Origin of the sequence: Enterobacter sp. 22499, from assembly GCF_052044815.1 — a bacterium.
Lineage (GTDB): Bacteria > Pseudomonadota > Gammaproteobacteria > Enterobacterales > Enterobacteriaceae > Enterobacter > Enterobacter bugandensis.
On the sequence record NZ_JBQENR010000001.1, the window covers coordinates 907,594 to 930,922 of the forward strand.

Annotated in this window: 18 protein-coding genes; 1 reads left to right on the forward strand and 17 read right to left on the reverse strand. The window is 56.1% G+C overall.

Annotated elements, in window-relative coordinates; genetic code table 11:
• Positions 1 to 165: 165 nt before the first annotated feature.
• From mukB to cmoM, 4 genes are read right to left on the reverse strand one after another with little or no spacing between them, the layout of a single operon-like run.
• Positions 166 to 4,617: a chromosome partition protein MukB gene (gene mukB / locus ACTJI7_RS04530; RefSeq protein ID WP_192979175.1), complete on the reverse strand. Its 4,452-nt coding sequence runs from the start codon at positions 4,615 to 4,617 to the stop codon at positions 166 to 168.
• A complete protein-coding gene (mukE, locus tag ACTJI7_RS04535) occupies positions 4,617 to 5,321 on the reverse strand; it encodes a chromosome partition protein MukE (protein ID WP_008499954.1) in 705 nt (234 codons plus the stop codon). Before mukE ends, mukB begins: the two co-directional genes overlap by 1 nt.
• Positions 5,302 to 6,624, reverse strand: coding sequence for a chromosome partition protein MukF (gene mukF / locus ACTJI7_RS04540; protein WP_126345200.1), 1,323 nt, complete (start codon positions 6,622 to 6,624; stop codon positions 5,302 to 5,304). Before mukF ends, mukE begins: the two co-directional genes overlap by 20 nt.
• Before the next feature lie 3 nt (positions 6,625 to 6,627).
• Positions 6,628 to 7,407 carry a tRNA uridine 5-oxyacetic acid(34) methyltransferase CmoM gene (cmoM, locus tag ACTJI7_RS04545; protein WP_047368216.1) on the reverse strand — a complete coding sequence of 260 codons (780 nt, stop codon included), beginning with the start codon at positions 7,405 to 7,407 and terminating at the stop codon, positions 6,628 to 6,630.
• 124 nt (positions 7,408 to 7,531) lie between these two features.
• Between cmoM and elyC the strand changes: the two genes are divergently transcribed.
• Positions 7,532 to 8,311, forward strand: coding sequence for an envelope biogenesis factor ElyC (gene elyC, locus ACTJI7_RS04550; RefSeq protein WP_028012575.1), 780 nt, complete (start codon positions 7,532 to 7,534; stop codon positions 8,309 to 8,311).
• Here the strand turns inward: elyC and ACTJI7_RS04555 are convergent.
• The 13 genes from ACTJI7_RS04555 to ACTJI7_RS04615 form a co-directional block, all read right to left on the reverse strand.
• A complete protein-coding gene (locus ACTJI7_RS04555) occupies positions 8,288 to 9,181 on the reverse strand; it encodes a YcbJ family phosphotransferase (RefSeq protein ID WP_126345199.1) in 894 nt (297 codons plus the stop codon). The two genes, elyC and ACTJI7_RS04555, sit on opposite strands and share 24 nt — an antisense overlap.
• Positions 9,182 to 9,322: 141 nt before the next feature.
• The gene (kdsB, locus tag ACTJI7_RS04560; RefSeq protein ID WP_126345198.1) at positions 9,323 to 10,069 is read right to left on the reverse strand and encodes a 3-deoxy-manno-octulosonate cytidylyltransferase; all 747 of its coding nucleotides are present in this window, start codon (positions 10,067 to 10,069) and stop codon (positions 9,323 to 9,325) included.
• Entirely contained in the window at positions 10,066 to 10,248 is a 183-nt protein-coding gene (gene ycaR / locus ACTJI7_RS04565) for a protein YcaR (RefSeq protein WP_006174474.1), read from the reverse strand. The genes kdsB and ycaR overlap by 4 nt, the downstream gene beginning before the upstream one ends.
• Positions 10,249 to 10,293: 45 nt before the next feature.
• On the reverse strand, positions 10,294 to 11,523 hold the full coding sequence (locus tag ACTJI7_RS04570; RefSeq protein WP_126345197.1) for a winged helix-turn-helix domain-containing protein: 1,230 nt from the start codon (positions 11,521 to 11,523) through the stop codon (positions 10,294 to 10,296).
• A 44-nt stretch (positions 11,524 to 11,567) separates the two neighbouring features.
• Positions 11,568 to 12,545: a tetraacyldisaccharide 4'-kinase gene (gene lpxK, locus ACTJI7_RS04575; RefSeq protein WP_063437608.1), complete on the reverse strand. Its 978-nt coding sequence runs from the start codon at positions 12,543 to 12,545 to the stop codon at positions 11,568 to 11,570.
• Positions 12,542 to 14,290 (reverse strand): lipid A ABC transporter ATP-binding protein/permease MsbA, encoded by a 1,749-nt coding sequence (gene msbA, locus ACTJI7_RS04580; protein ID WP_028012570.1) that lies wholly within the window; start codon positions 14,288 to 14,290, stop codon positions 12,542 to 12,544. Before msbA ends, lpxK begins: the two co-directional genes overlap by 4 nt.
• Positions 14,291 to 14,326: 36 nt before the next feature.
• On the reverse strand, positions 14,327 to 16,591 hold the full coding sequence (locus tag ACTJI7_RS04585; protein WP_192979176.1) for a ComEC family protein: 2,265 nt from the start codon (positions 16,589 to 16,591) through the stop codon (positions 14,327 to 14,329).
• A gap of 214 nt (positions 16,592 to 16,805) precedes the next feature.
• On the reverse strand, positions 16,806 to 17,093 hold the full coding sequence (gene ihfB / locus ACTJI7_RS04590) for an integration host factor subunit beta (RefSeq protein ID WP_008499965.1): 288 nt from the start codon (positions 17,091 to 17,093) through the stop codon (positions 16,806 to 16,808).
• A gap of 170 nt (positions 17,094 to 17,263) precedes the next feature.
• On the reverse strand, positions 17,264 to 18,937 hold the full coding sequence (gene rpsA, locus ACTJI7_RS04595) for a 30S ribosomal protein S1 (protein WP_008499966.1): 1,674 nt from the start codon (positions 18,935 to 18,937) through the stop codon (positions 17,264 to 17,266).
• Between the two features lie 111 nt (positions 18,938 to 19,048).
• Positions 19,049 to 19,732, reverse strand: a complete 684-nt coding sequence (gene cmk / locus ACTJI7_RS04600) for a (d)CMP kinase (RefSeq protein ID WP_013097305.1) — start codon at positions 19,730 to 19,732, stop codon at positions 19,049 to 19,051.
• A gap of 185 nt (positions 19,733 to 19,917) precedes the next feature.
• Positions 19,918 to 21,201, reverse strand: coding sequence for a 3-phosphoshikimate 1-carboxyvinyltransferase (gene aroA, locus ACTJI7_RS04605; protein ID WP_063154566.1), 1,284 nt, complete (start codon positions 21,199 to 21,201; stop codon positions 19,918 to 19,920).
• 69 nt (positions 21,202 to 21,270) lie between these two features.
• Positions 21,271 to 22,359, reverse strand: coding sequence for a 3-phosphoserine/phosphohydroxythreonine transaminase (serC, locus tag ACTJI7_RS04610; protein ID WP_047368210.1), 1,089 nt, complete (start codon positions 22,357 to 22,359; stop codon positions 21,271 to 21,273).
• A 162-nt stretch (positions 22,360 to 22,521) separates the two neighbouring features.
• Positions 22,522 to 23,214: a DUF421 domain-containing protein gene (locus tag ACTJI7_RS04615; RefSeq protein ID WP_028012566.1), complete on the reverse strand. Its 693-nt coding sequence runs from the start codon at positions 23,212 to 23,214 to the stop codon at positions 22,522 to 22,524.
• Positions 23,215 to 23,329 lie beyond the last annotated feature (115 nt).

Sequence of the window (23,329 nt, forward strand, 5' to 3'; positions counted from 1 at the left end):
TTTTCACGACATGCCCATCACGGTGGGGCTTTCTTTTATTATAGGTAGACGACAACTCTGTTGCCTTACCTTATGTAAAGAAGTTTAAAGATAACGCAGCCCTGAACACAAGTTAAGAGAATAAAAAAAGCGGCGCTTCTGCGCCGCTCTTTGTAACAAAACGCCTCAGGAAGCGTCCGCCGTGGTTTCCGGCAATGATTCCGGCGGCTGCGGCGCAAAGCCACGCAGCCCGACAACGTGCACGTGTTCGCTGTTCTGGAACACTTTACGCACCAGCTTATAGGTGGTGCCTTTTTCAGGGCTGATGTTTTCCGGTGCCGCAATGATGAGCTGCATATCGAGACGTTCGCAAAGCTCAAACAGCGTGGCAATCGAGCGGGCATCAAGACGCGCCGCTTCATCGAGGAACAGCAGTCGGCATGGGGAGATGTCTTTCCCGCGCAGGCGGCGCGCTTCATCTTCCCAGCTCTGCACCACCATCACCAGAATCGACATCCCGGTACCAATCGCTTCACCGGTCGACAGCGCTCCGGATTCCGCACGCAGCCAGCCGTCTGAACCACGGTTTACCTCAACTTCCATTTCTAGGTAGTTACGATAGTCCAGCAGCTCTTCACCGATGGTTTGCGGCGTACGCTGGCCCATATCAATCTGCGGATTCAGGCGCTGATACAGCTTCGCCAGCGCTTCGGAGAAGGTCAGACGGTTGCTGTTGAACAGATCCTGATGCTGCTCGTGCTGCTCAGAGAGCACTTCCAGCAGCGTCGCGTGGGCTTCACGCACGTTGACGTTAAGACGCACGCTGTTGACCTGACCAAACGAGACGCTCTGCAGCCCCTGGTTCAGCTGGCGGATACGGTTCTGCTCGCGCTGAATGGTTTTGCGAATGATATTCGCCACGCTGCGGGAGCTGATCGCCAGCTTCTGCTCGCGGGAGGTCAGCTCTTCCGTCAGGCGGCCCAGCTCAATTTCCATCTGTTCGATGGCTTCGACCGGATCGTCGGTACGGATAATGTCCTGACGAATACGCTCGCGCAGGTGCTGATAAACCGCAACGAAGAACTGAATTTTACGTTCAGGACGTTTCGGATCCTCTGACATGCGCAGCACATCGCGCAGGTGTTCGTTATCCGCCACCGCCAGACGCAGCGCACCCAGCGCCTTATCCGACATCGAACGCAGCTCATCGGCAGAAAGGTATGCCAGCTCGCGACGGTGCAGGCGACGTTCAACGTTGTTGTCTTTCACCATCCGCATCACAGCGCACCAGCCCGCTTTCGCCGTCACGACCTGCTCGCGCATTTCATGATAGTCGCGCTCCAGCTTGCGCAGGCGGCGGGTCAGGTTATCCATTTCCGCTTCGCAGAAGGTGAGCGCTTTTTCCAGCTGATTACGACGCGCGCGGTTATTGCTGAGCTGGCTATGCAGCTCATCACGACGAATGCGCGCGCGCTCTTCCGCCCCGCTGTCGGCACGAACGCCAATGTCCTGCAGCTCTTTCTGCAGGTCGTTTAACAGCTCTTTCTTGGTGTCGAAGGAGCTTTTCAGCGAGGCCAGCACCTGGTTGTACTGGTTCAGCTGAGCGGAGTGGCTGCGCATCGCTTCGCGAGCGCGGGTACGTTCCGCTTCCGCCTGCTCAAGGCGCTGGCGCAGTTTTTCATTCAGGTCGCTGTTACCGCTCAGCATTTCAGCCGAATCGGAGTAGCCGAAGTGCGCACGACGCTGCACCACTTCCGTCAGGGCAAACGCCTGCTGACGCGCTTCGCGCTGCACCTGCTGCGACCAGGCATAATCTTCTTTTAACTGCTCGAACTGTTCCGGGTCGCTCTGCAGTACAGACACGACGGGCTCCAGCTTCGCCAGCTGGTTGCCGTGCTGCTGCACGAAGCGCGCGGCTTCCTGGGCTTCATCCAGACGTTCCTGGATCTCATCCACGCGGTCGGCCAGCGTGTCATCAGCCAGCAGGTTCAGGCGCGGCAGAATGCGGTTAAGGGCAGCGACGCCCTCTTTCGCCTGTTCGAACTGGACGCGGCTCTGCTGGTTGTCACTTTCATGACTGGCAATCGCGCGCTCCAGCTCGCCACGGCGGGTGTTGAGCTTGCGGATTTCCGCTTCCGGGTCGGCTTCAAACGCCACGCCCAGATGGCTGCCGATAAAGCGGCTGAACGCCTGGTGCAGACGCTGGGTTTTCTGTACGTCAAACGACAGAGTGGCAAAGCGTTCAGACAGCGTTTCACGCTCGGCGTGCAGGCTTTCGATGCGGCTTTCGCGCGCGGCGCGGCCAAACAGCGGCAGCTCCGGGAAGCGGGAGTAACGCCACTGGCGATCGGCGATTTTCACCACCACCGCTTTTTCCAGCTCGTCAACGCTGAAAACGCTGTCATCGAACGACTGCGGATCCCCTTCGATCAGGTAGAGATCTTCCGGGCAATCTTCCAGCCCTGCGAGCTGCTCAGAAATCAACGACAGATCCGGCACCACAATTGCGTTGCGGGACGGACCGTACAGCGCGGAGAAGTACGGCGCATCGTCCAGGCCAACGTCATCGTAAATCTCAGACAGCAGTACGCCGCCAAAACGCTCGGCTAACGTGTTCAGACGCGGATCTTCTGACCCGCCCGGCTGGCTTAAGCGCTCGATTTCTTCATCGACGTCACGCTTGCGGGCACCCACTTCGTCACGTTCAACAATGGCTTCGCGCTCGCGCTCCAGCAGCTGTTGCAGGTATTCGGTCACCTGCTGGCTGGATTCGAACTGCTCGCCGCACTGTTCGCTGAGCTGGTTCAGGCTGCTTTGCGCTGCCAGCCAGACCGGCGCACGCTGCAGGAGCGCCTTCGAACGGGACTGAAGCTGCTCCAGCTCCTGACGCAGCGTCATACGCTGTTCGCTGGCATTTGATACGGTATCGGACAGGGCCGCAATACGCGCTTCCAGCTCCTGATGCAGGGCCTCAAGCTCGTCGAAATCGTAATGTTTACCCTGACGCTTGCAGAACTCGGCCAGCAGACGCTCGGCTTCCTGCTGCTCGCGCAGACGCTGTTCCAGCTCGTTCAGGCGCATACGCAGCGGCTGCACCTGCTCGGCCAGATGGCGCTGGTTGACGCCGTCGCGCAGCAATTCACGGGCAACGTCCCAGGCTTCGCTACGCGCCAGCGGGCCGTTAATCGCAACTACCAGCTGATAAGCCTGTTCAAACTGGCTGTGCGCCGTTTGCGCGACGCTCATTTTCTGTTCAAGCGAGAGCAGTTTCTCGGTGGCTTCCTGCTCTTTGGCCTGGAAGGTGTCCAGCCACTCGTCGGCACTGTCCGGCGTCAGATCCGGCAGATGACACAGCTCTTTCGCACGCTGTAGCGCCTGCAGCGCCTGGTTGTACTGAATCGCACGCGTCTGCTGCACGTCCAGCGCCTGCTGGTAGTCCGCAAGCTGGCTTTTCAGCTCGTCCACTTCCAGCTCGGCGGCTTCGGCGCGGGCTTCGTTCTCTTCCTGCATCTCGGCGGCTTCGGCCACCACTTCATTCTGCTCTTCGAGACGAATTTGCAACTCATCGAGGTCCGCTTCGTAGCGTTCGATCTTTTCCTGCTGACGCAGCGCGGTCTGCACCAGGTTCAGGTGATCGCTGGCGGCCTGGTAGTCGGCTTCCAGATCGCCTTCGGCACCGTTGTGCTCACCCAGCTCGCGCGCCATTTCGACGTGCTTGTACTGCTCGGCCACCAGCTGTTTACGGGAGGTAAACAGCTCGCGGCGATATTCTAATGCCTGAGCGAGATGGACGCGGCGCTCGTTGGCGTGGCGCATGTAGTCCGCCGCCACGTAGTTGGTCGCTTCACTGATCAGGTGTTTAAACAGGTCGCGGTCAGACTGGGTAACGCGAATCGCTTCCAGCGTCATGCGGTTTTCACGCAGTGCCGCCTCCATGTCCTGGAAGGCCTTACGCACGCCGCTGTTTTCCGGCAGCAGATAGTCACGCAGGGAACGGGTAATGGCGCTGGAGATACCGCCGTACAGGGACGCTTCGATCAGACGGTAGTATTTACTACGGTCTGAAGCGGTGCGCAGACGGCGCGCTACCACGCCCAGATCGAACATCAGGGAGTGGTAGTCGGTAATGGAGTTGAACTGCTTAAACTGCACCCCTTCGATGGCTTCAAGCTTGTCCTTCAGCTCCTGCAGCGTCAGGACGCGCGCCTGGCGTTCATTCAGCGTTTCCGTCAGCAGCGCGGTCGGCTGTACGGAGGTTGGCAGCCCCTGAATGGCGAACGGTTTGATATCCACTTTACGGTCGCGGCCGGCAACCTGTTGCAGACGTACGCCCACCACCACGCGCTGGTGACGAGAGTTGATGACGTCCAGCACGGAATAACAGACGCCCGCTTTCAGCTTACCGTGCAGGCCTTTATCGCGGGAGCCGCTTGTCGCGCCCGCTTCGGTGGTGTTACGGAAGTGAAGCAGCGTCAGGTCGGGGATCAGCGCCGTTACAAACGCCGCCATGGTGGTGGATTTACCTGCCCCGTTACCACCGGAGAGAGTCGTGACCAGCTCATCCAGATCGAAGGTTCGGGCAAAGAAGCCGTTCCAGTTAATCAGCGTCAGTGAGCGAAATTTACCGCGTTCAATCATTACTCTTCCTCCCCGCTATCCGGCAGATTCTCTTCATGCTCATCATTGAGCTGCAAATGGTTTTCCACCGGCATCGCTTCACCGTCGCGGATCATGCGAAGCTGCGCTTCACGCGCATCATCGCCCGCACGAACGTCGGCGCCGAAGCGGAAGACCGATTCCGTGATGCGGAATTTGCTGCTGTCGTGGCCCATAAACCAGACCATCCCCAGACGGCGCAGACGGTTCAGGGAAGAGCGAACCTTTTCCTGTAATTTCTGACGGTCAAGATCCGACCCCGTCGAACGGTTATTCACCAGCTTAAGCAGCTTGCTCTCATCCGCCAGCGTCAGCAGTTCATCGTACAGCTCCTGCTGGGTGAAGATGCCTTCATTTGCCAGGCGTTCCGGGCTGAGGTAGAGATAGCAAAGAATTTTGCCAACCATCATGTCCAGCTCGGAGAGCACGGAGCGCGGGATCAGGGTCGTGGAACGCGGGCGCAGATAGAAAAAGCCTTCTGGCGCGCGGATAAGCTCCACGTTATAGCGGGCGTAAAACTCTTCCAGGTACTCCTGGAAGTCCATCAAAAAGGCGTGATTATCCAGCTCGTCCAGGCCAATGTGACGACCGGCACGCAGCTGGCTGTCCAGCGCCGGAAATAACGGATTCGCCAGCGCCTGTGCCAGCTTAACTGGCATCACTTGTTCAATATTTGTCAATGACATGCGCCTGTACCTTGGCTCCGTAATCGTTAATTGGCTGCCACTTCGGCGGCAGTCCGGTAAAGTCTGCTTGCGCGATACCCAGGCGCACCGCCTGGTCTACCACAATGCGGGCAACGTCGAAGTGGCGCGCGCGCGGATATTGCGCCAGATAGTCGCGCACCACGAGCCCAAGATCCAGCGGCGCTTGTCTGGTTTTGTAGACGGCGAGCTGTTCTTCGATCATCGCCGCAAGTTGCTCACGAATTTCGTTGAATTCTTCGTACTCCAGATCCGGCGGCAGTTCACCGGTGACCTCTTCATCGCGCAGCGCCATCTCTTCGTCGCGCATATCCAACAGACGATCGGCATTGGCATAGGTCAGCGCCCACGGTGCATCAAAGTAGGTCTGTACCGACTGACGAAGACGCTGAGCAAAGACGCGGTTTTTATCCATATCAATCGCGGTACGGATAAATTTATGCACGTGGCGGTCATAGCCGATCCACAGATCGATCGACTGCTGGCCCCAGCTGATAATGCGGTCAAGTTTGCTCTGCAGATCAAACACCAGACGGTCGATAAAATGCAGATCGTCGTGCGCCAGGGTCGCGTCCTGGATGCGCAGCAGGTTGGCCTGCAGCTTGTCCCCTGCGGCCTCCAGCGTATCCTGCAGCTCACGCAGCGTACCGGAGGTTTCTGACAACAAAAGTTCACAGCTGGAAATGGCCGCACGCCAGTCCTTGTTCAGCAGCTGCGCGATATCGTCTTTCACCTGCTGCTGCTGCTCGTCCATCAGACGCTGAGTGAGATCGATACTGTCGAAAATCTCGGCCACCGAGTATTTCAGCGGCGCGTAAACGTTGCGATGCCAGTGGAATTCGTCACCGTTTTCATCGGCTGCGTCGGCGGCACGTTTAAGCTCACCCGCCACGATCGACAGCTGCATGGAGAGACGCAGCGTGGAAAATTCGCGCTGGCGAATGTAGTAATCGGTGATGCCGATGCCCAGCGGCGTCAGGCGATAGATGGCGTTTCCTTCCACCTGCTCGCTGGTAAAGCGGTTCAGCAGACGTTGACGCACCATATCGTTGATTGCGTTATTGGCACGCACGCTAATGGTTTCGCTGGTTTGCTCAAACGCATCACTGACGTGGCGGAACGCATCCACCAGTTCACCCTCGCTCATTTCACCATCCAACCGTTCGCCGTTCAGCGTGGCAACCGCCAGCAGGAAAGAGAGTCTGTCTACCGGCAGCGAGATGGAGAAATCGTTTTTCCTGGCCCAGGCAACCAGTTCGGGGACTGTCTGGGAAAATTCACTCATAGGTTATCCTTGCATCTGCGGCTTGTGCGCGGTGACGTGAATATAGCGGCCAAGGCTGACGAACGGCTCCTGGCGGCAATACCGCGTTTCTAATTCTGTTAAGGTGTCAAAACAGTCACGCTGTTTGTGTTTTTCACGCAGATAATCATGAAACACCCTGACGCCCGTCTTCCCGACGATCTGCCAGCCAATCTCTTCCAGCCAGCCGTAAACCTGCTGCGGATCGCGCGGATAGTCCGGGGAAAGCGTGCGTTTTTTCTTTTTCGGCATCCCGACCTGAACATAGTCGAAGTTCCCTGCCACCATGTTGTGCATCAGGAAGCCGTTAGCATTGTAGAACATCAGCGACAGCGTACCGCCCGGACGTAACATTGACCACAGGGTTTGTAACACGCTTTGCGGATCGGCAACCCACTCCAGCACCGCATGAAACAATATCAGATCAACCTGGGTTTCCAAATGCTGCGCGATGTCCTGAGCGGCGCATTGTATAAAATGCATGTTGTCGCTCACACCTTTCTCTTCTGCGGCACGCGTCGCGCGGGCGACCATTTCAGCAGAAAGATCGCAAAGCGTGACGTGATGACCACGTTCAGCCATTTTTATGGCCGTCTGCCCTTCACCACCTCCGGCGTCCAGCACGCGCAACGTTTGGCCGCCAAAGCCCGCCAGAATGGTATCCAGATCCTGCCAGAGGATCGTCTGACGGAGCTGCCCTTTCGTGGTGCCATAAATGTTGCGCGAAAACTTTTCCGCGATGTCATCAAAATTGCGATCCCGCATTGGGAGAGTTCCACTCGCTAACTGCAAAACCGCTATTTTGTCACACCCGCGCGGAGAATGAACCTCTCTGGTGTAATATCACCGGTAATCATCTGCTGTATGGTCAAAAAAGGAACCAAAAAGGATGCTTTTTACCCTTAAGAAATATGTTGGAGGGATGATGCTTCCCCTTCCGCTGCTGCTTATCATCATCGCGCTGGGGCTGGCGCTGGTGTGGTTTAGTCGCTTTCAGAAGAGTGGCAAAACGCTTATTACGTTCGGCTGGCTGGTCCTGCTGCTGCTGAGCCTGCAGCCAGTGGCGGATGGACTGCTGCGCCCCATCGAAAACAGGTACCCTACGTGGCAGGGAAACCAGAAAGTTGATTACATCGTTGTGCTGGGCGGCGGGTATACCTGGGACCCTGACTGGGCCCCCAGTTCGAACCTGATCAACAACAGCCTGCCACGGCTAAACGAAGGTATTCGCCTGTGGCTGGCGAATCCGGGATCAAAAATGATCTTCACCGGCGCAGCGGCCAAAACCAACCCGGTGAGTACGGCTGAAGCGGGGGCCAGAATCGCGGAATCGCTCGGCGTACCGCGTTCCTCTATCATCACGCTGGACAGCCCAAAGGATACCGAGGAAGAGGCTGCCGCGGTGAAGCAGGCGATTGGGGATGTTCCGTTCTTACTGGTGACCTCCGCCTCGCACCTGCCAAGAGCGATGATTTTCTTCGAGAAGCAAGGTTTGCACCCGCTTCCCGCACCGGCAAACCAGATGGCCATCAGCGCGCCGCTCAACCCATGGGAACGGGTGATCCCCTCACCGATGTGGTTGATGCATAGCGATCGTGTCGGCTACGAGACACTCGGACGTCTCTGGCAGTGGCTGAAAGGCTCGTCAGGCGAGCCAGGGCAAGAGTGATTTAGCCGCCAGATCGAAGTTGACGCGATTGAAACGTCCGGTGTTGACCAGCTGCGCCACTTCATCCCAGAGCAGATAAAGCCAGCGGCGCCAGAGAAACGCCTCTGCAACGGGCGCGCGTTGAAGGTAGTGCCACAGTAAACCTTCCGCCGCCCCGCTGTCGCTGAGCCTGAACAGCTCATATTCCCGCGGTGCCCAGAGCATGATCCCCGGCCCTAGCATCGCCAGGAGCTGATCGCTGCGGGAGTCTTTGAGCATACTGCGCAGAGTAAAATTGCCGTGGATCAGCACGCAGTTGTCGTTAAAGCCGTCGAACAGCGCCGGTAAGCACTCGCGGGTGCGAAACAGAATACGTTTGTCCTGCATGGTCAAACCGGTATTGTTGAACTGGTTAAGCGTCCCCCACAGCACTTCCACCCGCTGGCGATACCACAGCGGCCACAGGTTTTCCTGGGTGCTGTCAACCGGACCAACAAGCCCGCGGCTATCCTGTCGGTGCCAGGCCAGCAGCGCCTCAACAATCTGGTCTTTCAGCTGTTCCCAGCGTTCCGGCGTACGCGCGGGCGCTTCAACCGGCACACCGCGTAAACGCTCAATCAGCAGTACGTCCGGGCCGGGATGTTCCTCGTGGGTCATCACGCCGTACACGGTCGGCATACGGACGGTTCCCTCCCGTGCCAGCATCGACATTTTCCAGGCAAGCTGTCTGGCGACGCCCGGCGACGAGAAGCTTCGTGCCATCAGCGGCATCGGGTTGCCCTGGCCGTCATACAACGACCAGAGCGCGGTATCGACCTTTTCACTCACGCATTCGACCCGGCTTAACTTCTCACCCAGCAGATGGCTAAGTTCGGCACGCAGCTGTTCCATATGAGATTACCCCCATTAAGACTACTGCTTTTATAATGAGCGCACAGCGTGAAGATGTCACCCGGAAGAGATCAATTAGGGTAAAGAAAGGGGAATTTGCGGGGAGAGGACATCCCTCCGAAAGGAGGGATGCAGGCGGGATTAGCGCAACTCGGCGCGGACGCGCTCAAGATCTTCCGGCGTATCAACGCCTGTTCCCGGTACTTCGCGGGCAACGGCAACGTGGATTTTTTCGCCATACCAGAGCACGCGAAGCTGCTCCAGCATTTCGATATGCTCCAGCGGGCTCGGCGCCCAGGCTACATAGCGGCGAATAAAGCCGGCGCGATAGCCGTAGATCCCAATATGACGCAGGAAAGAATCACCGATGGTCTCTTTAGAGAGCGCAAAGCGATCGCGATCCCACGGAATCGTAGCGCGGGAGAAATAGAGCGCATAGCCTTCGGCATCCATCACCACCTTCACCGCATTCGGATTGAATGCCTCTTCAGCGTGATGAATAGGCACCGCGAGCGTCGCCATACCGACCTGACGCTGCGCCAGGTTTTCCGCCACCTGACGGATAATAATGGCCGGGATCATCGGCTCGTCGCCCTGCACGTTGACGATGACCGTATCGTCACTGAAACCACATTTCTCAACCACTTCAGCCAGACGCTCGGTGCCGGACTGGTGATCGGCGCGGGTCATGCACACTTCACCGCCTGCGGCCTCAACCGCACGGGCGACATCAGGATGATCGGTTGCAACGATAATGCGGTCGGCACCGGACTCACGCGCCCGCTCAAGGACATGCACAATCATCGGCTTGCCGTTGATATCTACCAGCGGTTTACCCGGCAGACGCGTTGAGGCATAACGTGCAGGAATAATGACAACAAAACTCATGGTTTGCTCTCTTCTGCCACCAGGGAACGGGCTTCATTTTCCAGCAGTACCGGAATGCCGTCACGCAGCGGGAAGGCCAGACTGTCCAGCTTGCAGATCAGCTCCTGTTTGTCCTGGCTGTAGTAGAGTTTGCCGTTGCATACCGGGCAGGCAATAATTTCAAGTAAACGGTGATCCATAGTTCCTCCGTATGGGTAATCGCTAAAGCTTAACACATTCCCTTTTCAGGGCGTGCCTGTTTCCCAGCCACTTCGACAGGATGTGAATAACCCGTCAGGTACCCGGCCAAGCGTTACGTCGCGAGCCTCCTGCCAGCGCGCGAACTCGCTAATGGCGGACGTTAACCCTTTTTCCAGGCTCGCCGTGACCCTGATGCCCTCTTGCAGATAAAGGGCAATGACTTCAAGCGTGCCGGTCTTGCGGTGCATTTTGGCATCCATGCGCCCGACCAGTTGTCCCTTGTGCAGCAGCGGTAAAACAAAGTAGCCGTATTGCCGCTTTGGCGCCGGGGTATAGCATTCCAGCCGGTAGCTGAAGTTAAACAGCTGCTCGGCGCGTTTTCTGTCCCAGACAACCGGGTCGAACGGCGACAATACCGCGCTGTGGGTCGCCTGAAGTTTGCCCTCCAGGGCCTGAGGCAATAACGGGAGGAGTTCCGCGTGCAGCCACATTTCGCCCAGCGTTTCCACCATAACGGGAATAACTCGCTGTTCACGCTGCCACATCTCCAGCAGAGGCTTCAGCGCAGGCTGACGGAGGCGGTAATAGTCTGCCAGCCATTGCGGACGGAAAATGCCCAGGCTGCGGGCGCTGTTCTCCAGCATGATGGCCTCGGCCACCTCCTGGGTAAGCAGATCCCGCTCGTCGTCCCAGTGAGGCATCACGCGATGTGTCAGATCATAAACGCGCTGAAAATTACGCCGTTCAATGACCATGACTTTGCCTGACGTGAACAACCCTTCAAGATGACGCTTGTGCGGCTTCCACTCCCACCATCCGCCTGCACCTTTGCGCGGATGTTCAAAATCGGCGGATCGAACGGGGCCGTTTTCCTGAATATGGCTGATAAGCTGCTCTATTTCGGCCTCATGTTCCTCCATCCACGCCTGCCGGTATTTCCATCCCATCTTTTCCGGAGCAAGCATATGGTGACGTACCAGGGCGAAATCGCTACGGGGCAGGAAGCAGGCTTCGTGAGCCCAGTACTCCATCAGCTCCCCTTTGGAGAGCGCCTCATCCAGCCACTGCGGAGGATAACTCCCCAGGCGGCTAAACAGCACCAGGTAAGGGCTACGGGCGACAATGTTAATGGTGTCGATTTGGAGCAGCGACATGCGCTGGACGGTAGAGAGGATATCGGCAGGCTGCGCGCGGCGACGGGGCTTTTTGAGCAGCCCCTGCGCGGCAAGGTGTAAATGACGTGCGGCTGAAAGCGAGAGTTGCGGTAAAGACATGCGTTTTCCTGTCAGTCAAAGCGCCACCAGAACCGCGTAAGCCTCTACTGCACCAACGCAATCAGTTCCTTAAGCAATTGTTCCGGCTGTTCGCCGCTGAGTTCAGCGTCAACGGGCAGATACCACCAGTTATCTTTCGCAAAGGCACGGCATTTCACCGCATCTTTTTCGGTCATAATGAGCGTCTGGCCAGGCGCGGTAAGCGCCTCAACCTGCTCTGCCACCAGCGCCTGATGGTCAGCCAGCGGAACGCGTTTTTCCAGCCGGGCGCCACACTGTTCCAGCGTCGCGAAGAAGCGCGGCGGATGACCAATACCCGCCATAGCCACCAGCGAAGGCAGTTCTGCAACCGCCCGGCGTTCACCCGTCACCAGGTTGACCGCCATTCCCGGTAACAGACGCATAGGAATTTCACCCGACTTTGCTTCACCGCCGTTAACAATCACCGCATCAACGGACTTCAGACGCGAAGCCCGTTCACGCATGGGGCCAGCGGGCAGCCACCAGCCGTTGCCGAAACGGCGCACGCCGTCGATAACTACAATCTCTTTATCACGCGCCAGAGCGTAATGCTGCAGGCCGTCGTCAGTGATGATGATTTGTGCCGCGTGTTCAGCAAGCAGGGCCTGCACGGCGTCGCTGCGCACCGGGGAGACCGCAACCGGCGCACCGGTACGCTGGAAAATCAATACTGGCTCATCACCCGCTTCTGCGGTCGTGGTTTCCGCCGACAGCAGCAATGGGTAGTGCGCCGCTTTACCACCATACCCACGCGACACCACGCCGGGGCGGATGCCGCGTTTTTGCAACTGCTCCACCAGCCAGATCACCACTGGCGTTTTGCCGTTGCCGCCCGCCGTGAGGTTACCCACTACGACAACCGGAACCGGCGCGCGCCAGGCACGCTTGATCCCCAGACGGTAAAACAGGCGAATAATGCCGCTTACCAGGCCGTACAGCCAGGAGAGCGGCAAAAGCAGCAGCCACAGCGGGGATTCACCGGACCAGATGCGTGCAATCATTCGCCGAACTGCATCTTATGAAGCTGGGCGTAAACGCCACGATGTTCCAGCAGGTCGGCATGGCTTCCGCGTTCAACAATGATGCCGTCCTCAACCACGACGATCTCATCTGCCTGCTCAATAGTGGACAGACGGTGCGCAATCACCAGCGACGTACGGTTCTTTTGCAGTTCATCCAGCGCCGACTGAATCGCGCGTTCAGATTCCGTATCCAGTGCAGATGTTGCTTCGTCCAGGATCAGTATCGGGCTATCGCGCAGCAGCGCGCGCGCAATGGCGATACGCTGGCGCTGACCGCCGGAGAGCAGTACCCCGTTTTCACCGATTATCGTGTCCAGACCGTTATCCATCTTGTTGATAAAGTCCATTGCATACGCCATACGCGCGGCGTTCTCAATCTGCTCGCGGCTGTACTCGTCAGTGCGTGCATAAGCAATGTTGTTGGCAACCGTATCGTTGAAGAGATGCACGTTCTGAGAAACCAGCGCAACCTGGTTACGCAGCGACTGCAGGGTGTACTCCCGCAGATCGTGACCATCCAGCAGGATCTCACCTTCGTTAATATCGTAGAAACGAGTGATGAGGCTCGCAATGGTGGATTTACCGGAGCCGGAGCGGCCTACCAGCGCAACGGTTTTACCTGCCGGAATCGTCAGGTTGATATTGCGCAGAGCCGGCGTTTCGCGGCCTGGATAGGTGAAGGTCACGTTGCGGAACTCCACGTCGCCACGGGCGCGCTCTACCTCGCGTGTACCTTCGTCTTTTTCCTGTTCAGAATCCAGAATGCTGAACAGCGTCTGGCAGGCGGCCATCCCGCGCTGGAACTGGGCGTTCACGTTGGTCAGGGATTTCAGCGGGCGCATCAGGGCAATCATCGAGGAGAAGACTACGGTGATAGTACCCGCCGTCAGCGTCTCCATTACGCTCGGGAAGCTTGCCGCATAAAGAACGAACGCCAGCGCCAGTGAGGCAATCAGCTGAATGATCGGGTCAGAGATGGAAGAGGCCGAGACCATCTTCATCCCCTGCAGACGCATTTTGTTGCTGACTTTGTCAAAGCGTTTGGTTTCAACTTCCTGACCGCCGAAGATCAACACTTCTTTGTGCCCTTTCAGCATCTGTTCTGCGCTGGTCGTCACCTGCCCCATGGTGTTCTGCATATTCTTACTGATATTGCGGAAGCGCTTTGAGACGACGCGGATAGCAATGGACACGACCGGTGCCAGCACGATAAGGATCAGCGACAGCTGCCAGCTGTAATAGAACATCATTGCAAACAGACCGATGATCGACGCTCCTTCGCGCACGACGGTAATCAGCGCGCTTGAAGAGGAGGAGGCAACCTGCTCTGAATCGTAGGTAATACGAGACAGCAGCGTCCCGGTGGATTGCTTGTCAAAGAATGAGACCGGCATGCCCATCATGTGGCTGAACAGACGACGGCGCATGGTCATAACCACTTTCCCGGAAACCCAGGAGATGCAGTAGCTGGAGATATAGCTGGTGATACCACGTAAGATCATCAGCCCGATAACCACCAGAGGCATCCATAGCAACACTGAGCGATCCGTTTTACCAAAACCGTCGTCCAGTAACGGTTTGAGGAGCGATAACATAAAAGTATCGCTGGCTGCGTTGAGGATTAACGCTACACCCGCCACGATCAGGCCTGCTTTAAAGGGAGCAATCATCGGCCAGAGTCGGCGGAAGGTTTGCCACGTGGAGAGATCTTTGTCGTTATGCATTCAAAAAACCAGCATTTGTTGAAATAGCCGCATATTCTACCCGTTATCTACGGGCGCGCCAAACCACTGATGATACCAGGGGGGTAAAAATTGATCCCGCACGCGCCGGATTTGCCAGCGATGGTGCGAAAATGTCACCGATATTTGCCCGGAATGGGGGGTATCGTGCCAGATATATCCCTCTTTTCGATAGCGCCGGACTACTTTAGCCGACGGGAATCGCCATGCGTTATAGCGGGCCGCTGAATCCAGAGCTATCAGCCCCTCAACCCGCTGTACCAGCGGCAATGACGACGAGGTATTGCTGCCGTGATGAGGTACCTGTATGAGGGTGGACGTCAGATGCTGCCAGTAATGGCTAAGCATAGCCTGTTCTGCCTGTGCTTCAATGTCTCCCGTCAGCAGAACGCTCTGCTCGCCGTCGTCAATTTTTACCACGCAGGAGTGATTGTTACCCTGAGCCGGATAATTTTCAGTGGGCCAGTGGATGGTGAACGTTAACCCCTGCCATTGCCATCTTTGCCCGCGAAAGCAGGGACGATGCCCGGTCTGGTGCAACGGACTTCTTACCCACATTTCGGGCCATGTTTTTTGCAGCGATACAAGGCCTCCCGCATGGTCGAGATGCTCATGGCTGAGAATAACGCCTTCCGGCTGCAGATGATGCCAGCGCAGCCATGGAATAATTAACCGCTGTGCACTATCCCCGCCCGGCCAGGCAAGCCCGGTATCGTAAAGAATGGCTTTTCCCTGTCGTTCAATAACCATTGCCAGTCCCTGCCCCACGTCCAGCATATGGAGCGTCCAGGCGTCGCTTTTCGCCGTCCGCCAGAGGGGAGAAGCCAGCAAGACACTTCCCGCCAGACAAACGGCAGGAACGGTTTTCCAGGCACGGAAACGCCAGCCGATGAGGATAAGCCACGGCAGTAACGTCATGTACTGCCAGCGCTGGTCCACACTCTGCCAGCCGTCTGGCAGGCGCATCAGCAACCAGAACAACCCGGCAAGCGTCTTATCGGCTGCATACCAGATGCCGCTTTCCAGCCCCGCCAGCGGCAGCAGATGGAGCAGCATGCCGAGTAAAATCAGCGGTACGCAGACAAACGTCACCAACGGCACGGCAAAGAAATTGGCGATCAACGATGAAATGCTAAAGCCATGGAAAATCAGAACCTGTAGCGGCATGAGAAGTAACAGCATGCCGACCTGCAGATAGACCAGGTTCAGCAGCGGACGTATCCGGCGAGCCCACTGCCAGTGAGGAAGCGGCAACCACTGAAACCAGAAAATCAGCGCGGCGACGGCAAATGCAGACAAAAGCAGACTCTGCGAAAGTATGGCTAAGGGATCGCTTATCAGGATCGCCGCGACACAGCAGATCCACACCTGCCATGGAGACCATTGCCGGGAACCGATCCGCAGCGCCGCCAGTACAGCAAGTGCGATGACCGTGCGTAGCGCGGGCGGTTGCAGACCGGTCAGCCAGGCGTAGAAAGCAGCAAAGAATAACCCCGCCAGCAGAGGCATCTGCCAGTTGACCCGATGGCAAGATAATAAAAACTGAAGCCCGCGCACAAGAAACCAGACGATGGAGGCCGCCAGCGCGATATGCAGACCCGAAATCGCCATCAGATGCAGCGTGCCGGTTTCACGCATCAGGTCTTTTATTTCCCTGGGGACATCCAGACGTTCTCCCATGCCCAGCCCGAGGATAACCGCGCCCCAGCGATAAACTGAAAGTCGGTTTTGCAGCGATGTCAGGTATTGCGCTCGCAGGCTGCAGCGTCCATCGATGAGTTCTGCATGGGTAAAACGCCCACTTAGCGTTTGATGGCGGGCAATAGCGCTGCGCTGGGGGTCATACCCTCCGTCGTTCAGTTCGCCGTGTACAGGCCTGAGCCGGAGCGTCATCGCCCAGCGCTGACCGGCACACGCTTTCTGCGGCAGATAATGACCATAAAGCGTTACGCCTGTTGACGCCCACCAGCGCTGGCCATCAACGGTGAGTATTTTTCCCTGATGCACAGTGGCACCATCAGTCGCGGCGATCTCCACCTCGGCCTGCACGGCACCTGCGGTTAAATGCTGCATCGGCCAGACGCTCTCTTGCGCGGCCAGAATGCCCCACACGCAAAATAACAGCGTCATCCCCACATACTTCAGCCGTACGTTTTGGCGTGCGGCTAGTGCAACCCCGCCAGCCATCATTATCCAGATGGTATAACGCGATGGCAGTTCAGGTAACCAGAGTAACGGGGCTATCGCCAGAATGGCGCAGATACCTAAAGCGGGAATTCCCATTGCTACCTCCCTGTTTCTGGGTGGCAGTATGCGGGCAGATCGAGCGGAGTGTCAGGTGTGAAAAATGCAATCTACAGCAAGCGCTGCAAGGTTTTTAGCGCATTGCAGAAAACGCAACTTAAAATGCGAGACACCTTCAGAATGAAAGTGACGGAGACAAAAAAAGCACCCGCAGGTGCTTTCTTTCGAACCCAGTTTAACCGGCTGGCTAAACTCAGTTGCCGTAAATATTGGCGCGATCGCGCAGTTCTTTACCCGGCTTAAAGTGTGGAACGTACTTCCCTTCCAGCTCGACTTTATCACCAGTTTTCGGGTTACGCCCGGTACGTGGAGCACGATAGTGCAGAGAAAAACTACCGAAACCGCGGATTTCAATGCGCTCGCCCTGGGCAAGAGTGGAGGCCATATGCTCCAGCATCTCTTTTACGGCATCTTCCACTGCCTTGGCAGGGATATGCGGTTGCTGACTGGCAAGTCTTTCAATCAATTCTGACTTGGTCATGATTCCTCCGGTTCCTTTCAAACCAATTAGCTGAACAGCTCATTAAACAAGGGCGGCCGTAGCCGCCCTTTGTTATTGATTACAGGACGAATCCTGCAATCTGTCAAGTCTGCTCATCATCCTTCGCGCTGTAAATGCGTTACAGCTCAAATGATGCTGAGAACCTGATATTACTCGCCTTTAGCTGCTTTGAAAGCTTCAGCCATTGCGTTGTTAGAGAAGTTTGCATCTTCCTGTTTGTTAACAGTTGCGATTGCATCTTTCTCATCAGCTTCGTCTTTAGCACGTACAGACAGGCTGATTGCACGGTTCTTACGGTCAACACCGGTGAACTTAGCTTCAACGTCGTCGCCTACGTTCAGAACCAGAGTGGCATCTTCAACGCGGTCACGTGAAGCTTCAGAAGCGCGCAGGTAACCTTCAACGCCGTCAGCCAGTTCTACGGTTGCGCCTTTAGCGTCAACTGCAGTCACTTTACCGTTTACGATTGCGCCTTTCTTGTTCAGTGCAACCCAGTTGTTGAACGGATCTTCTGCGAGCTGTTTAACGCCCAGGGAGATACGCTCACGCTCTGCGTCAACCTGCAGAACAACTGCAGCGATTTCGTCGCCTTTTTTGTATTCACGAACTGCTTCTTCGCCTGCAACGTTCCAGGAGATGTCAGACAGGTGAACCAGGCCATCGATGCCGCCGTCCAGGCCGATGAAGATACCGAAGTCAGTGATAGACTTGATTTTACCTTCAACACGGTCGCCCTTGTTGTGGGTTTCCGCGAACTGCTGCCATGGGTTGTTTTTGCACTGCTTCAGGCCCAGGGAGATACGACGACGTTCTTCGTCGATATCCAGAACCATCACTTCCACTACATCACCAACGTTAACAACTTTGGATGGGTGGATGTTTTTGTTGGTCCAGTCCATTTCGGAAACGTGCACCAGGCCTTCAACGCCTTCTTCGATTTCAACGAAGCAGCCGTAGTCGGTCAGGTTGGTTACGCGACCAGTCAGTTTAGTACCTTCTGGGTAACGCTTAGCGATAGCTACCCATGGATCTTCGCCCAGCTGTTTCAGGCCGAGGGATACACGAGTACGCTCGCGGTCGAACTTCAGCACTTTAACAGTGATTTCGTCGCCCACGTTCACGATTTCGCTTGGGTGCTTAACGCGTTTCCACGCCATGTCGGTGATGTGCAGCAGGCCATCAACGCCGCCCAGGTCAACGAATGCGCCGTAGTCAGTGAGGTTCTTAACGATACCTTTGACTTCCATGCCTTCCTGCAGGTTTTCCAGCAGCTGATCGCGTTCTGCGCTGTTTTCGGATTCGATAACGGCACGACGGGAAACAACAACGTTGTTACGCTTCTGGTCCAGCTTGATTACTTTGAACTCAAGCTCTTTGCCTTCGAGGTGCAGGGTGTCACGGACTGGACGAACGTCTACCAGTGAACCTGGCAGGAACGCACGAATACCATTCAGCTCAACAGTGAAGCCACCTTTAACTTTGCCGTTGATAACACCGACCACAGTTTCAGCTTCTTCGTAAGCTTTCTCCAGCGTGATCCATGCTTCGTGACGTTTAGCTTTCTCACGAGACAGCAGGGTTTCGCCGAAGCCGTCTTCTACTGCGTCCAGAGCAACGTCAACTTCGTCACCAACCTGGATTTCCAGCTCGCCCTGGGCGTTTTTGAACTGCTCAGCCGGAATGGCGGACTCAGATTTCAGACCGGCGTCAACCAGTACTACGTCTTTGTCGATAGCAACAACAACACCGCGAACGATGGAACCCGGACGGGTTTCGATTTCTTTTAAGGATTCTTCAAACAGTTGAGCAAAAGATTCAGTCATGTTTAATCTTCAGGTTAATATTAACGTCCACCTGGCTCCGTGCCGGATGGGGTTGTTTCACATACCCGCCGTCAATCCATTGCAGCGGGGGTACTGCTAAATCGGTCGCGATTACGCGAGTGCCAGTTTTTGGCGCGCATATTGTAGCGCTTTTTCAATCACTTGCTCAATAGTTAAACTGGTTGAATCCAGAACTAATGCATCTTCTGCAGGAACAAGCGGTGCGACGGCGCGGTTACGATCGCGGTCATCGCGCTCTTTTATCTCGGATAAAAGGCGATCAAAGTTAACACTAAACCCCTTTTCCTGCAACTGAAGCATACGGCGTTGAGCACGTTCTTCCGAAGAGGCGTCAAGGAAGATTTTTACTGGCGCATCAGGGAAGACCACGGTTCCCATGTCGCGTCCATCAGCGATCAGACCCGGGGCTTCACGAAACGCTCGCTGGCGACGCAGCAGTGCCTCGCGAACGCGTGGGAAAGCCGCCACCTGGGAGGCCGCATTAGCGACTTCCTGCGTACGGATTTCGCCGCTCACGTCTTCCCCTTCCAGGATCACTTCCAGGTTGCCATCGGTAGAAACAAAACGCACATCCAGATGCGCAGCCAGCGGTACCAGCGCTTCTTCAGAGGCGACATCCACGTGATGATGCAGCGCAGCCAGCGCCAGCACGCGATAGATTGCTCCCGAATCTAAAAGATGCCATTGCAATGCTTCCGCCATCGCTTTGCACAGAGTACCTTTCCCTGCGCCACTCGGCCCATCAATGGTGATTACCGGGGCAACTGCCGTCATCTTTTTCTCCTTAAATAAGGCATACCGTTAACATGAACGCCGCGCATTATACGCGCCAACGTGCGCAACTGTTACCTTTGCGTGCAAATTACGGAATGATAGAAGCAGAGTGTAGAAGAAATGAGCGGGAAAGATCGTCAGGAAGCGTAAGGAAATGCCGCATCAGATGATGCGGCAAGACTTCATCATGCCAGGGTGCTAATGCGCGCCAGCTGTTCGAAATAGTCCGGGAAGGTTTTCGCCGTACATTTCGGATCGAGAATGGTCACAGGGGTATCGGACAGCGCCACCAGCGAGAAACACATCGCCATACGGTGATCGTTATAGGTCCCGATTTCAGCAAAGTTCAGTTTTACCGGAGGGGTAACGCGAATGTAATCTTCGCCCTCTTCTACCTCAGCGCCGACTTTACGCAGCTCGGTTGCCATCGCGAACAGGCGGTCCGTCTCTTTTACGCGCCAGTTATAGATGTTGCGCAGCGTGGTGGTGCCTTTGGCAAACAGCGCCGCCGTGGCAATGGTCATCGCCGCATCCGGGATATGGTTCATGTCCATGTCGATGGCGTTCAGCTCACCGTGGGTACAGGAGATGAAATCATCCCCCCAGGTGACAACCGCGCCCATTTTTTCCAGCACGTCAGCAAAACGAATATCGCCCTGCACGCTGTTGCGGCCAATGCCGGTCACTTTTACCGTACCGCCTTTAATCGCGCCAGCGGCAAGGAAATAGGATGCGGATGAAGCATCGCCTTCAACCAGGTAGTTGCCCGGCGACTGGTACTGCTGCGCCCCACGCACGACAAAGCGCTGATAAGACTGGTTTTCAACCTCAACGCCGAAGGTTTTCATCAGATGCAGCGTAATATCAATATACGGTTTGGAGACCAGCTCACCTTTAATCGTGATAACCGTATCCTGCGGGGCCAGCGGCGCGGTCATCAGCAGTGCCGTCAGGAACTGGCTGGAGACGCTGCCGTCAACCTCGACGGTACCGCCGGTAAAGCCCCCGCGCAGACGCAGTGGCGGGTAATTTTCCTGCTCCAGATACTCAATCTGCGCGCCGCCCTGACGCAGGGCATCTACCAGATGGCCGATCGGACGCTCCTTCATGCGCGGCTCGCCGGTCAGCACGATGTTATTGCTCCCGAGGCACAGGGCCGCCGCCAGCGGACGCATCGCGGTACCCGCGTTACCCAGAAACAGCTCAAGCTCCTCACTCGCCTGCAGCGCGCCGCCGTTGCCGGTCACTTCGCAGCGGGTGCGATCGTCAGAGAGTGTGTAATGAACGCCCAACGCTTTCAGCGCATTGAGCATATGGCGCACGTCATCGCTGTCCAGCAGGTTGGTGAGGACGGTGGTGCCGTTTGCCAGAGCTGCCAGCAGCAGAGCGCGGTTCGAGACACTTTTTGAACCAGGCAGATTGATGGTGCCATCTACCCGCGCGATAGGTTGTAACGTCAGGGATTCCATGAAAACTAAACTCTCAACTCAACATAATAAAAACCCCGCAGGGACGCTGCGGGGGTGAAAAACAGCAAATTAACCGTGACGACGTTCGAAGTCGATCATGAAATCGGTCAGGGCTTTAACGCCTTCCAGCGGCATGGCGTTATAAATGGAAGCACGCATCCCGCCAACCACACGATGGCCTTTCAGCGCGTGCAGACCCGCCGCGAACGACTCTTCCAGGAACACGCTGTCCAGGCTGCTGTCTGCCAGCTGGAACGGTACGTTCATGCGGGAACGGTTCGCTTTCGCCACATCGTTACGGTAGAAATCGCTCTTGTCGATCGTGCCGTACAGCAGTTCGGCTTTCTGCTGATTGATCTTGTCCATCTGCGCCACGCCGCCGTTTTGCTTCAGCCATTTGAAGACCAGGCCGGAGAGATACCAGGCAAACGTAGGTGGGGTGTTGAACATGGAGTCGTTGTCATTCAGGACGGTGTAATCCAGGATTGACGGGCAGGACTTATGGGCTTTCCCCAGCAGGTCTTCACGGACGATGACAATAGTCAGCCCAGCAGGACCGATGTTTTTCTGAGCACCTGCGTAAATGACGCCGTAGCGGCTGACGTCCAGCGGAGTGGACAGAATGGTTGAAGAGAAGTCCGCCGTCACAATGACATTGTCGCCAAAGTCTGGCTCTTCGTGAATGGCGATGCCGTCGATGGTTTCGTTCGGGCAGTAGTGGAGATACGCGGCATTGTCAGACAGCTGCCACTCGCTCATCGGCTTCACGGCGCGCAGACCGTCAACGGTCACTTTGGCGTCGATAACGTTCGGCGTGCAGTATTTGTGCGCTTCTTTTAACGCACTGGCTGCCCAGTAGCCGGCATCGACGTAATCAGCGGTGGTTTTGTCGCCCAGCAGATTGAGCGGGATGCCCGCAAACTGACCGCGTCCACCGCCATGGCAGAACAATACTTTGTAGTTCGAGGGAATGTTCAGCAGATCGCGAAAATCCTTTTCTGCCTCTTCCGCCACCTGAATAAACGCTTTACCCCGGTGGCTGATTTCCATCACCGACGTACCCAGACCGTTCCAGTCACACAGCTCCTGTTGAGCCTGTTTGAGTACGTCTGCCGGTAACATTGCCGGACCTGAACTGAAATTAAAGACTTGAGCCATTTCCCCTCACCACGCTAAAAGCCATAAGTTATAACTGTGGATATCGGTTTTATCATTCAGTGACACGCGCCGCAATGTCTAAAACTTATGACCGGGGAAATGTGCCCTTCGTCACACAAAACAATCTGCCGCCTCGTCGTCACAAAACCGACAAAATCGCTGTCAGACGAGGCGTTTAGCCCGGCTAACCTTTGTCCATTCCGGATTTGCACAACGAGGGCATAATTGATGATCGCCCGCATGCATCCCCACAACATGACTACATTTTATACATGCATACTCCCCGGTTTCAGGTATCACCCTGAACCGTTCTACTAACATATCCGGCAGGATACACAGGCCGGGCTTGACGTCGTCATCAGCATAGTAATAGACGCTGATTTGCCCATTGGTTTCCATGATCGCAAGCCGCACCTGTCCGAGCTGTTCAACGCTATTCAGGCGCAGCTCCATGAAGAACTCAAACTCGGTCATATTGGCGCTTTGCACATTTTCCCAAGCCAGCTGACCGTCCTCGACAATAACGACCGGTTTCCCTTCAAGCAGATCTTCCAGCTTTTCACTTTTTGACATCAGCCACATCACCAGCCGGTAAAGCAAGGCGAGGGAAACAAAAACGATAAACACCGGCACCATCGGCACGTCGTCATAAAACGCGACGTCCCCCGCCGCCGAGCCCAGCGTCAGGATGATCAGCACTTCAAACAGCGACATCTGACGAACGCCACGACGGCCGGTAATTTTGAGAAACAGGAAGACGAGTACGAAGGTATACAGGCTGCGCAGCGCCACTTCGCCCAGAAATTCAGGTGGAACTTTATCAAACGCCATCCGCTGGAGATCAAATGCTTTCATTTTTCTATGCCTTAACAGTCAGTTACTGCTACTAAGCATAGCCCAGCCATTTATTTTCGCCGGAGATAGCACCCGTCACGCAAAACCCGTATCATTGCGCGCTTTACGTACGATA